This is a genomic window from Cohnella sp. GCM10020058 (assembly GCF_042683485.1).
GTDB lineage: Bacteria > Bacillota > Bacilli > Paenibacillales > Paenibacillaceae > Cohnella.
Window position 1 is genome coordinate 251,348 of sequence record NZ_JBHUJV010000009.1, and the last position, 12,148, is coordinate 263,495.

Annotated in this window: 7 protein-coding genes; 6 read left to right on the top strand and 1 reads right to left on the bottom strand. The window is 56.0% G+C overall.

Going from position 1 to position 12,148, the window contains the following annotated elements; translation table 11 throughout:
* Positions 1-118 precede the first annotated feature (118 nt).
* On the top strand, positions 119-1,096 hold the full coding sequence (locus tag ACFSR7_RS16675; RefSeq protein ID WP_378164616.1) for an arsenic resistance protein: 978 nt from the start codon (positions 119-121) through the stop codon (positions 1,094-1,096).
* A 286-nt stretch (positions 1,097-1,382) separates the two neighbouring features.
* Positions 1,383-6,308, top strand: a complete 4,926-nt coding sequence (locus ACFSR7_RS16680; RefSeq protein ID WP_378164618.1) for an InlB B-repeat-containing protein — start codon at positions 1,383-1,385, stop codon at positions 6,306-6,308.
* 154 nt (positions 6,309-6,462) lie between these two features.
* Here ACFSR7_RS16680 and ACFSR7_RS16685 read toward each other — a convergent pair whose 3' ends face one another.
* On the bottom strand, positions 6,463-8,679 hold the full coding sequence (locus ACFSR7_RS16685) for a heavy metal translocating P-type ATPase (RefSeq protein ID WP_378163431.1): 2,217 nt from the start codon (positions 8,677-8,679) through the stop codon (positions 6,463-6,465).
* Between the two features lie 207 nt (positions 8,680-8,886).
* Between ACFSR7_RS16685 and ACFSR7_RS16690 the strand changes: the two genes are divergently transcribed.
* The 4 genes from ACFSR7_RS16690 to ACFSR7_RS16705 all read left to right on the top strand — a co-directional run bounded on the left by ACFSR7_RS16690 (position 8,887) and on the right by ACFSR7_RS16705 (position 12,138).
* The gene (locus tag ACFSR7_RS16690) at positions 8,887-9,252 is read left to right on the top strand and encodes an ArsR/SmtB family transcription factor (RefSeq protein WP_378163433.1); all 366 of its coding nucleotides are present in this window, start codon (positions 8,887-8,889) and stop codon (positions 9,250-9,252) included.
* A 639-nt stretch (positions 9,253-9,891) separates the two neighbouring features.
* Complete coding sequence (locus tag ACFSR7_RS16695; protein WP_378163435.1) at positions 9,892-10,572, top strand: Crp/Fnr family transcriptional regulator; 681 nt, start codon at positions 9,892-9,894, stop codon at positions 10,570-10,572.
* A gap of 29 nt (positions 10,573-10,601) precedes the next feature.
* Entirely contained in the window at positions 10,602-11,441 is an 840-nt protein-coding gene (locus ACFSR7_RS16700) for an ABC transporter ATP-binding protein (RefSeq protein ID WP_378163437.1), read from the top strand.
* Positions 11,374-12,138: an ABC transporter permease gene (locus ACFSR7_RS16705; RefSeq protein ID WP_378163439.1), complete on the top strand. Its 765-nt coding sequence runs from the start codon at positions 11,374-11,376 to the stop codon at positions 12,136-12,138. Before ACFSR7_RS16700 ends, ACFSR7_RS16705 begins: the two co-directional genes overlap by 68 nt.
* Positions 12,139-12,148: the final 10 nt, after the last annotated feature.

The following is a 12,148-nucleotide window of genomic DNA, read 5'->3' on the forward strand; positions in this document are numbered from 1 at the left end:
AAGTAAATGGTGAAGGAGAAGAGATGCCACGGGGCGAATACTGCTTAAGAGAAAAACTTTGCATTGTGCAAGGGGTGGAATGATAAGCGTTGTGAGAATATCGTTTGAACCTAAAGCGATGATGACCCGCGAAAAGCTTGAACATAACCAGGTTTGGCTGTATGTCGCGACATTAATATTAGCGGCCTGTCTTGGCCTGGCGGCTCCTGATCTGATGACCGGCCTGGATCATCATATCCTCATTTCAATCGTCATCGCCGTTCTCATGTTCGGGATGTTTACGCAGATTCCGTTCACCTCCATCAAGGAGTCGCTTGGCAATCGACGCTTCATCCTCGCCATCCTGACCGCCAATTATATCGCAGTACCGATTGTCGTATGGGCGCTATCTCTGTTTTTACCCCAACAATCTCCTGTGCTGCTGGGCGTGTATCTGGTTCTGCTGGCGCCTTGCATCGACTATGTCATCGTGTTCACTCAAATCGGGCGCGGAAATGAAAAAGCGATGCTATTATCCACGCCTATCCTTTTTGTTACGCAAATGCTTCTGTTGCCCGTTTACCTGTGGCTGTTCATGGGCGACAAGGCGTCCGAGGTTGTTAACCCCGGCCCCTTTATGGAAGCTTTTTTGATCATCATCGTAATGCCGCTTCTGTTGGCTCTGGGACTGCAATTGTTTTCTAAAAAAGCCCGCAGTGGCGGTGGGCGACTGTTGGATGCGTCTGCGTGGATTCCCGTTCCGCTGATGGCCTTAACCCTTTTTATTATCGTCTCGTCGCAGATCAGCAAGTTATCCGTTTACGGGGCCACGATTATCAAAGTCATTCCCGTCTACGCCGCCTTTATGTGCATCATGCCGATCGTTACCCGGTTGATCGTAAAAGGGTTTAGACTGGACGCGAGATCGGGCCGGGCCGTTATCTTCAGCGCAGGAACGCGCAATTCCCTTGTGGTTCTTCCCCTCGCGCTAGCGCTGCCTGATGATTGGAGCACGCTTGTCGCTGCGATTATTGTAACGCAGACGATCGTCGAGCTCGCAGGAGAGCTTGTCTATGTTCGCCTCATTCCCCAGGTGGTTCTGCGTGACATGCCTTAAGAGTGTCAATAACGCTTAAAGCAGGGTGCCCGACTGGGCGCCCTGCTTTTTTCTCTTTGGCCCTAATAGGATGACCGTACCATTTTTAGTGTATGTACGGGAGTGTAGCGGTCGCGTAAGCGCAACAGGACAATTATTCATTCAAAATTTGGAGGAATAAGTAGTAACTTGTCGAATGACACAGTAAGGAGAGTGGAGTAATAGAGCAGCCTTGCTCTGACTAGCGCATACAGCATTTTGCAGCACAAAAAACAATGGAGAAATTGGGGTGGATTATATTTTGAGCATGGTAAAACGGAATAAAATCATGATGGTCGTCCTCGCTTTGGCCGTATTCGTCATCGTATATTCGGGGATCGCCAAGGCGCAGGGTACGGCCACATTGAAGGTTTCACCCAGTGCCAGTACTTCGACGGTCGGGGAAGAAGTAACCTTTACCGTTACCGCCTTAGATCCGGTCATCGGCGGCACGACCCCCGGCGGGACAGTCACCTTCAAGGACGGCAATCAGGATCTTCTGACAGCTGAATTATCTACGGCTGTGCCGGTGATTACGACAAGAGCCGGCTGCAGTTTCGACTGTCCCATGATTCAATGGGGGGTATACACCATCAGGGCTAACAGTTATGAGAACAATCGCATTGCGTTGAATATTAAGACTTACGATGCTTCCGGCACTGTTGTTCAGGACCTTGAAAAGGCGGGAGCGCGTTATTTATCGCGAATTGAGATGGATGCTGCAGCTCGAACCTTCACCTTCTGGGGCCAAGATGACAAGACGATCACGATGGGATGGGACGAGTTCCTCAGCGCCTCTTCCAGCGCCGGCTTGAAGACATCCGATCTGGCGGTCGGTACGCATACCATTACCGCGGCCTTCCCGGGGGATGCTGCCCACGCCGCAAGCGAAGCGTCCATTACGTATATCGTACACCCTAGGTACACGGTGACGTATAACGGCAATGGCAGCACGGGCGGAGACGTACCTGCTAACAGCAGCTCGTATAGCGGCACGAAGGCTTCAATTCACGACAACGACGGACATCTGGCGAAGACGGGCTACGCGTTCGCGGGTTGGAACACGCAAGCGAATGGACAAGGAACGTATTATGCAGCGGACGCTGAGGGCACGATTACGTCGGACGTGACTTTATATGCGCTATGGACGAAGGTTTTAGACGTGGGGACGGGTACGGAAAGCGATCCTTATCGGATTTCCACGAGCGAGGAGCTTGATACGGTCCGAAATTATTTGAATCCGGATCTTTATTTCAAGCTCACGGCGGATATCGATTTGAGTAGCTACGGCCAAAGTTGGGTGCCGATCGGGGGTTCCGGTCAACCATTTCACGGGCATATGGACGGCAATGGACACAAGATCACAGGATTGACGGTTAATAGGCCGGATACTAATTACGCAGGGCTGTTTGGTTATATTTACTATGAAGCGAGTATTACCAACGTAATACTCGATAACGTTAATGTAACAGGCAGGCAATATGTGGGTGGGTTGATCGGCTACAATTACGGCACGGTCAGTAACAGCTATGTCAGTGGAAGCGTGACAGGAAAAAGCACCTATGCAGGCGGTTTGATCGGCTACAATTACTACGGCACAGTTAGCAGCAGCTTCTCCACGGCCAGTGTAACAGGAGCCGGTAATAATGTAGGCGGTTTGACTGGCGGTAATACTGGAGAGATCAGCTTCAGCTATGCCACAGGAAATGTAACGGGAACCGGGACCAATGTAGGCGGCCTTGTTGGCAACAATGGTGGAGAGATCAGCAACGGTTATGCTACAGGAAGTGTAACGGGAACCGGCGCCAAATTAGGCGGTTTAGTTGGCAACAATGGTGGAGTGATCAGCGCCGGCTTCTACGACTCCGATACGACAGGACAATCGGATACAGGCAAGGGCGTTGGACAAACGACCATAATGATGAAGACGCAGAGCACCTTTGCAGGCTGGGACTTTGCAAGCGCATGGGGGATAAGTCCGTCGCGCAATAACGGATATCCCTACTTGCAGGCGATACAAAAGTTCGTGACTTACGACGGGAACGGAAACGCAGGCGGGAGCGTGCCGACTGACCTTACATCGTACGCACCGGGCGCACAGGTCGACGTTAATAACCAAGCGGTAACTTTGGTCAAAGCACACTACACGTTTGCAGGATGGAATACAGCGGCGAACGGCAGCGGCACGGATTATGCGCCAGGCGCCGCATTCAGCATGGGCGCGTCCGATGTAACGCTATATGCGAAGTGGATGCCGAACCCGACTTACACGGTGACGTATGACGGCAACGGCAGTACGGGAGGCAGCGTACCGACCGACAGCGGCTCGTACGAGCAAAGCGTTGCGGCGTCGGTATACGGCAACGACGGCAATCTGGTGAAGGTGCACTATACGTTCGCTGGTTGGAATACGGCGGCGGACGGACACGGGACGGATTATGCGGCAGGCGCCACATTCAGCATGGGCTCATCCAATGTGACGCTGTATGCGCAGTGGACCTTGAACCCGACCTACACGGTGACGTATGTCGGCAACGGCAGTACGGGAGGCAGCGTACCGACCGATAGCGGCTCGTACGAGGAAAACGCAGCGGTGACGGTGGCCGGCAACGGCGGGAGTCTGGTGAAGGCGCACTATACGTTTGCCGGTTGGAATACGGCGGCGAATGGCAGCGGTACGGATTATGCGGCAGGCGCCACATTCAGCATGGGTGCGTCCGCTGTGACGCTATATGCGAAGTGGGTGCCGAACCCGACCTACACGGTGACGTACGACGGCAACGGCAGTACGGGAGGCAGCGCACCGACCGATAACGGTTCGTACGAGGAAGGCGCAGCGGTGACGGTGGCCGGCAACGGCGGGAGTCTGGTGAAGGCGCACTATACGTTTGCCGGTTGGAATACGGCGGCGAATGGCAGCGGTACGGATTATGCGGCAGGCGCCACATTCAGCATGGGCCCATCCAATGTAATCCTTTACGCGAAGTGGATGCCGATCCCGACCTACACGGTGACGTACGACGGCAACGGCAGTACGGGAGGCAGCGCACCGACCGATAGCGGCTCGTACGAGGAAGGCGCAGCGGTGACGGTGGCCGGCAACGGCGGGAACCTGGTGAAGACGGGCTACACCTTCGGGGGCTGGAATATAGCGGCGGACGGCAGCGGTACGGGCTACGCCGGCGGGAAAAGCTTTCCTATAGGTACGCAAAATGTCACCTTATATGCGCAATGGCTGTCAACGATCGCCTTATTGTCCGGCTTGTCGGCGGATCAGGGATCCATTCATTTTTTGCCATCGCAGACGAATTATGCTGTAGAAGTGGACAATTCGGTATCAAGTCTCAACCTTTTCCTGAGCAAAGGAGATCCTGCCCAATCTCTAACGGTTGCGGGGGCGACTTATCTCTCGGTAACCGACAGTGTGTATGCCTACAACGCTGCAAGCTTGGTCGTCGGACCCAACCCCATCCGGATCACGGTGACGGCGCAAGACGGGTCAAGCACGGCCTACGTGGTCACGGTCACCCGAAAATATGCGATCGGAGAGCCGGTGCGATTAGATCCGTCGGTTCGCGAGCTTGCTTATTCGGGCGGACTCACGATCAAGCTGCCTGACGGACTGGCGATTCCCGAAGGGGCGACATTGACGGTGAAGGATTCGACCGTCGCTCCGTCCGGGGAAGTTAAGCTCGATAAAGCAGGACAGGTTATCGATTTTAAATTCGAAGGCATGACCATTAACCAACCTGTAACGATCACACTTGGGTACGACACGGGTTCGAATCGGAATCAAATCGCGATCTACTATTACAACCTGTCTACAGGCAAGTGGGAGTATCAACCTTCTCGCGTAACGGACAACGGCATCGAGACGACGGTCGGCCATTTCTCCACCTACGGCGTGCTTGCAGATATTGCTGCACCGGATCGGGTGACCATCGCATCGGGCGCAAAAACGGCAAATTCAATTACGGTTCATCTGGACGCGCACGATGATTCAGGCATAGCCAAGTATATGGTTTATCGCGACGGGACGCTCATTGCGGAAACGGCTGAAAGCACGTATGTCGATACCGGACTTTCTTCTTCAAAGACCTATACTTATACGGCCAAGGCCGTCGACATGCTGGGCAATATCTCGAATGTCAGCGATAGCATAACGGTCGCAACGAACGACAATAGCGCTGGCGGCCCATATACACCGGTCCAGACAACGAGCGACCCCAAGGTCACCTCCGCGGACGGCCGTTTAACGCTTCCGGCAGGTAGAGCGGGAGAGGTTAGCCTAGGCGATGCGATCAAGATCGTCATCCCTGCCAACGCTGCCGGCAAAGAGCTAAAATTAACGATCGACAAAGTCTCGGACGTACAGACGTTGATTACAAGCAAGGACATTCTGCTCAGCCCGGTTTTTGAAATTGTGAAAAACTTCGCGGAGAACTTCGATAAACCGGTCGCGATCTCATTCAAATTCGATGTTAACAGCTTGAAGGGCAATGAGAAGCCCGTCGTCTTCTATTATGACGAAGCGAAAAAGGAATGGGTGAAGGTCGGCGGCATAGTGAACGGCAACAACATCGCCGTAGAGGTCAACCACTTCACGAAATACGCTGTACTCGCCGTAGCCGAAGCCGCTCCTCCGGCAACGGAAGCGAGCTTCAGCGATATCGCCGCGCACTGGGCGGAAGCCAGCATCAAGAAAGCGGCAAGCGCAGGCATCGTCAGTGGTTATGCGGACGGCACGTTCAAGCCGGGACGTTCCGTGACGCGCGCGGAGTTTGCGGTCATGCTGATGAACGCGCTCAAACCGCAGGGAGACGGAACGGCGCTGACGTTTGCCGATAAGGCGAAGATTGGCTCCTGGGCGCAGAAATCCGTCGCGCAGGCCGTCTATGCGGGCATTATTAACGGTTATGAAGACGGCACCTTCCGCCCGAATGCAGAGATCACTCGCGCAGAAATGGCTTCGATGATTGCAAAGGTGCTGCGCCAGACCGGCGAATCCGTCGCGGCAACCGGCTTTGCGGACGATAAAGACATTCCGGACTGGGCGAAAGGCGCAGTGGCTGCTATGAAAAAGCTGGGCATTATCGAAGGCAAAGGCGCGAACCGGTTCGCGCCTGGCGATAAAGCGACAAGGGCAGAGGCGGTAACGGTGCTCTTGAAAATGCTGGAGCAACGGAGCGAATAAAGGCACATAAAACAAGGCTGCTTTGAATTCAAATTCAGAGCAGCCTTGTTCTTTTATATTCACCGCTCCGGACTTCTGCCGCCAACGCTTTCCGCGGATTATCCGGCTTAGGTATGGGAACTTTTTAAAGATAAGTTGCGGCGGCTCTTCGCGCTTACGAACGTCTTTGGATTAATACGGTCAGGCTGACCAAGGTGACAAAGATCGTAGCGCCCATGTCGGAGAGGATCGCGATCCACAGCGTCAGCCAGCCGGGGATCGTGAGCAGCAGGGCGATCAGCTTAAGCCCCAGCGCCACGCTAATATTGAAGCGGATAATCCGGTTCACCTTGCGCGCGATCCGGATCGCGGTGGGCAGCTTGCCGAGATGATCCTGCATCAGTACGATATCCGCCGTCTCGATGGCGCTGTCCGTTCCTTTGCCCATCGCGATGCCGAGCTGAGCGGAGGCGAGCGCAGGCGCGTCATTGATGCCGTCCCCGATCATGCCGACCGTGCCGGCGGCAGCCAGTTCCTTCACCTTCGCTACTTTGTCCTCGGGAAGCAGGCCGCCGTGGTATTCGCTGACGCCGACCGCTCTCGCCACCTTCTCCGCCGTCTTCTGGTGGTCTCCGGTCAGCATGACCGTGCGGCGGATGCCGCTGCGGTGCAGCTCCCCGATCACGCTCGCGCTCTCCTCGCGAATCTCGTCGGCGATGCCGAACATGCCCAGCACATCGTGCTCATCGGCCAGCAGCACGAGCGTCAAGCCGTCGTCCTTCAGATGCTGAACGGCCGTGCGAACCTCTTCCGTGAAGGAGAGATGGGCCATGCCTTTCTCGTTGCCCAGCCAGTACTTGCGACCCTCGTAAGTTGCCGTGATTCCTTGGCCGGAGACGGTCTGAATGTCGTCGGCTTCGCCGACCGCCGTACCGAGCCGGTCGATCTCCTTCATCACCGCTTTGGCCAGCGGATGGATGGAGGCTTTCTCAATCGCGCCCGCCACGACATAGAACCGTTCTTTATCGTACACGACGGTCTTTTCCACATGGGGTTCGCCTTTGGTCAGCGTACCGGTCTTGTCGAAGGCGAGCGTGTCCAGCTTGCCGAGCTGCTCCAGGAAAACCCCGCCTTTCACCAAAATCCCGTTGCGTGCATTGCGGGTGATGCCGGACACGATGGCGATCGGAGAGGACAAGATGAGCGCGCAGGGACAGCCGACGATCAATACCGACAGGCCTTGGTAGAGCCACTTCTGCCAATCGCCTCCGAGAAGCAGGGGCGGGACGAGGAGAACCAGAAGCGCGACAAGGATGATGAGCGGCGTATAATACCTCGAGAATTTATTGATGAACAACTCCGTAGGCGTCTTGGTCTCCTGCGCTTCCTGCACCAGATGAAGAATTCTGGCCAGCGAGGAGTCCTCGTAAGCTTTGTCGATGCGGACCTGGAGCACGCCTTCGTTGTTGATGCTGCCGCCGAAAACGGATTGATCGTTCGTCTTCTCCACCGGAAGCGACTCGCCTGTTATCGCGGCTTCGTTAACGGAGCTCTTGCCGCTTGCGACCGTGCCGTCGGAAGGGATCTTCTCGCCGGGCCGCACGATGACGATATCGCCGACCGCCAGGCTGGCGATGGGGACAACCGTCTCGGTGCCGTTTTCCAGCTTCACGGCTTCTTTGGGAGCGACCTGCAGCAGCGTCTCCATCGACTTGCGCGCCTTCTCCATGCCCATGCCCTCGAGCAGCTCGTTGAGACCGAACAAGATGGCGACAAGCGTCGCTTCCTTCCAGTCCCCGATCGCCGCAGCTCCGACGAGAGCAATCGTCATGAGGGTGTCGATGTTAAATTTGAACTTCGCAAGGTTCTTGACCCCACGCCAGAATGTGGAATATCCGCTAAGGAGCGAAGCCAGAATATAAACGGAAATCGACACGGCTGTCGGCAGCATGTCTTGCGTTATCATCGTGCCCGCGTACAAAACGGTGGAGACGGCCAAAAGCCAGACAATACGCTTGGTGCCTCCGGCTCCGTGGTCATGTGCGTGGTCGTGGCCGTGGGCGTGGTCATGTCCATGAGCGTTGTCGTGAGCGTGGTCGTGTCCGTGATCATGTCCATGATCGTGGTCGTGAGCGTGTCCATCATCGTGGCCTGTGCGGCTTTTTTGTGCGTCATGTCCATGATCCTGCGCGCGCTGGCGTTCCAGCGAAGCGCCGTCCGACTTGAGGATGCGTTCGATTTTAACCAGATCGACCTTCTCGTCCACGGTCAGCTTGCCGGAATTATAGCTTAACTTGGCCGATTGCCCGTGTTCCAGCTGTTTGATTTCTTGTTCGAGCTCATGGGTACAATTTGGACAGGACAGTCCCTTCACCCGGAGTTCCATCGTCATCGCAGCAACGCTCCATTCTCGATAACAACATATGAGTATATGTTCATATGATATGCCGGAGAAAAGAGGATGTCAATCTTTTCAAACGCTTTACTACATGCGGGATCAAGCGTATTGGCTTCGGCCAGAGGTTAACCGTAATCTTTTCGAATTAAACGGTCGTCTGTTATAATGAGTCATCGCTTACGGAAGATAAGAGGTGTCAGGATGCAGCAGCATATAACGGACGATTGCGAAGTTACATGCGGAGGTTCGGAAGCGGACCTGGTTCGCATCAAATCGGAGATGATCGAAGAATCGCTCATCCATGATATCGCGGAGTGGTTCAAAGTGCTGAGCGACCCTACCCGGGTTAAAATTATAAGTGCGCTTATGCGCCGCGAATTATGCGTACACGATTTGTCCGAGCTGCTTGAGATGGGACAATCCGCCGTTTCGCATCAGCTCAGATATCTCAGGAATATGCGAATGGTCAAGCGACGCAAGGTCGGGAAGACCGTCTATTACTCCCTGGACGACTCGCATATCGAGGAGATCATACAGGTTACGTTAGAACACTTGAAGCATAAATAGATCGCTTGAATGAATGTCCATCTCGCGCCGCGGGATGGATATTTTTATGCGCATTCTCTGAGTGCCGGCGCTTTATAAATGTTGTACATGTCAAAAACCTGCATTTGTACCTGTATTTTTTGCCGGCCAACGGCAGGTGATGAAATACCTGCAAATGTGCAGGTAAATATAACACATAAGCCGGAAATCTAGCCGGTGAAGGAAAATACCTGTATTTTCGCATCTTTTATGTCCAAAAGGATCGATATCGGCAAAATTTCCTGTATATTTGCAGGCATTCCGGCGAGATAGTGGCGCGGGAAGAGAGGTGACGCGGGAAGAGAGAGTGACGCGGGAAGAGAGGTGACGCGGGAAGAGATAGTGGCGCGGGAAGAGAGAGTGACGCGGACGAACAAATACTTGCGCGAATCGGCGGCGGCGCTGCCGGGTCGTTCGTCATATCGGTTGTCTCAGAGGCCCTGCCGGCCTTCGGGATAACCGTTTTTTTGCCTGCGCAGCTTTTTTCGAGAAATAAACCCTAATAACCTTCCGATTTTGTCGCCTATCCGACAGTTTTTGCTTTAAACTATCCCATATAATCATAAATACCGATGAGCAAACTTTGAATTACCCGGACAGCCAGAAAGGGGCGCATGGACGATGATTCAAGGGGGGATGTCCTCCTTTTCGGAAGGAACCGCAACGGACAATGGCGAAGCCGAGCAGCTCGCGCTGGCGAAGCTCTTCGAGGCGTTCGGCGCTTCCCGCGACGTGAAGAAGAATGCCTTTATCTTCAGGAGCGAGGAGGACAGTCAGGAGATCTACTTCGTGCAGGACGGGTTGGTGAAAATCTCGCAGTTCGCGCAGGAAGGGCAGAGCATTACCTTGTTCCTGCGGCACAAAGGCGAGGTGTTCGGCGCGGCGGAGGTGCTGACGGGGCAGAAGAGGCAGCGTTACGCAAGGTGCATCACGGACAGCCGCATTCTCTCGATCCCGGCTGCCTCCTTCACCGGTCTGCTCAAGCAGCATCCGGACGCTCTCTACGCGTTGACGGTGGCCAACGCCCGCCGGCTGCTGCAGACGCAGCGCTACGTGGAGACGCTCATCTCGCGGCCGGTCGCCTGGCGTCTCGCGCAGCTATTGCTGCAGCTCGGCGTGCGCGCGGGGAAGGAGACGGTCGTCACGCTTCCGCTGAGCCACGAGGAGATCTCCTATGTCATCGGCTGCAGCAGGCAGACGGTGACCGAGACGCTCGGCCGGTGGCGGGATGAAGGCATCATTCGCTATGAGAAGAAGCAGGTCGTTATTTTCGATACCGATGCATTTGAGCAGCGCGTGTAACGATAAGAAAGCCATGGGGGTGGCGGAGCATGATCCGGTTAGAGGGAGTCGGCAAGACGTTCGCGCAGCGGGGCGGAGCGGGCTACACCGCATTGGACGACATCGCCTTCGAGATCGGGAAGGGGGAGTTCGTCTCCATCCTCGGTCCTTCAGGCTGCGGCAAGTCCACGCTGCTGAATCTGGTAGCGGGGCTGGAGCGGGCCGACCGCGGCAGCGTCGAAGCGAACGGCAAGGTCGTCACGGGTCCCGGGCCCGACCGGATCGTCGTGTTCCAGGACCATGCACTGTACCCTTGGCTCACCGTGCTGGAGAACGTCGCGTTCGGCCTCAAGCAAAAGGGGATCCGGAAAAAGGAGCGCCGCGAGCGCGCCATGGAGCAGATCCGGACCGTCCATCTGGGCAAGTTCGCGGACCGCTATCCGCATGAGCTGTCGGGCGGCATGAAGCAGCGGGTGGCGATCGCGCGCGCGCTCGTCATGGACCCGGAGATTCTGCTCATGGACGAGCCGTTCGCCGCGCTCGACGAGCAGACAAGGCTGCTGCTGCACAAGGAATTGGAGCAGATCTGGCTCAGCACGCGCAAGACGATCCTTTTCATCACGCACAACATCCGGGAAGCGGTCACGCTGTCGGAACGGGTGCTCGTCATGTCCACCAGGCCCGGACGGATCAAGAAGGAATTCCGCGTACAGGCGGCGCGGCCGCGGGCGCCCGGCGATTCCGTGCTGCACCATATCGAACGTCAGATCATGGACACGTTGGCCGCCGAGCTGGAGAAGGTGGCGAAGGAGGAATACGGCGATGACTACGCTTTGGAGAAAAGCCCTCTTTCTCCTTCTGCTGCTCATAATCTGGGAGACGGCATATAGAACGATGCATTGGGGCTGGCGCTTCCCGTCGGCGCTGCAGACGATGCGGACGTTCTACGACGGGATGGCGGACGGCGAGCTGCTCAAGGCGACGCTTGGCAGCCTGCGGCGCATCCTCGTCGCGTTCGCCCTGTCGTGCGTCATCGGCATTACGCTGGGCGTCCTGTTCGCCCGGATCCGGCTGCTGGACGAGACGTTCGGCTTCGTGGTCGTCGCGCTGCAGACCGTGCCGAGCATCGCCTGGCTGCCTTTTGCAATCATCTGGTTCGGTCTGAACGACTTCGCCGTTGTGTTCATCACGACGATCGGGGCGACCTGGACGATGACGATCGCGAGCCGGAGCGGGATTAAGAACATCCCGCCGATCTATCTGAAGTCGGCGCAGATGTTCGGGACGGGCCGCGGATTCCGGCTCTTCTACCAGGTGATGGTCCCCGCCGCGATCCCGCAGCTCATCACGGGCATGCGCATGGCCTGGGCGTTCGCCTGGCGGGCGCTCGTCTCCGGCGAGCTGATCGCGCGCGGCATCGGGCTGGGCCAGCTGCTGGAGGAAGGTCGCAGCCTCGGCGATACCTCGCTCATGCTCTGTATCGTGCTTGTCATCGCGATTCTCGGCACGATCTCCGACCACCTCGTCTTCAAGCGCATCGAGGATCGGGTCCTGCTCCAATATGGCCTGAACACGGCCAAAACGTAAGCTTATCTAA

What these genes read in the sequence shown, in the direction of transcription:
- ACFSR7_RS16690 (WP_378163433.1), top strand. Translation starts at nt 8,887, where the DNA reads ATGCAGCAGCATATAACGGACGATTGCGAAGTTACATGCGGAGGTTCG.
- ACFSR7_RS16695 (WP_378163435.1), top strand. Translation starts at nt 9,892, where the DNA reads ATGATTCAAGGGGGGATGTCCTCCTTTTCGGAAGGAACCGCAACGGAC.
- ACFSR7_RS16700 (WP_378163437.1), top strand. Translation starts at nt 10,602, where the DNA reads ATGATCCGGTTAGAGGGAGTCGGCAAGACGTTCGCGCAGCGGGGCGGA.
- ACFSR7_RS16680 (WP_378164618.1), top strand. Translation starts at nt 1,383, where the DNA reads ATGGTAAAACGGAATAAAATCATGATGGTCGTCCTCGCTTTGGCCGTA.
- ACFSR7_RS16685 (WP_378163431.1), bottom strand. Translation starts at nt 8,679, where the DNA reads ATGACGATGGAACTCCGGGTGAAGGGACTGTCCTGTCCAAATTGTACC.
- ACFSR7_RS16675 (WP_378164616.1), top strand. Translation starts at nt 119, where the DNA reads ATGATGACCCGCGAAAAGCTTGAACATAACCAGGTTTGGCTGTATGTC.
- ACFSR7_RS16705 (WP_378163439.1), top strand. Translation starts at nt 11,374, where the DNA reads ATGACTACGCTTTGGAGAAAAGCCCTCTTTCTCCTTCTGCTGCTCATA.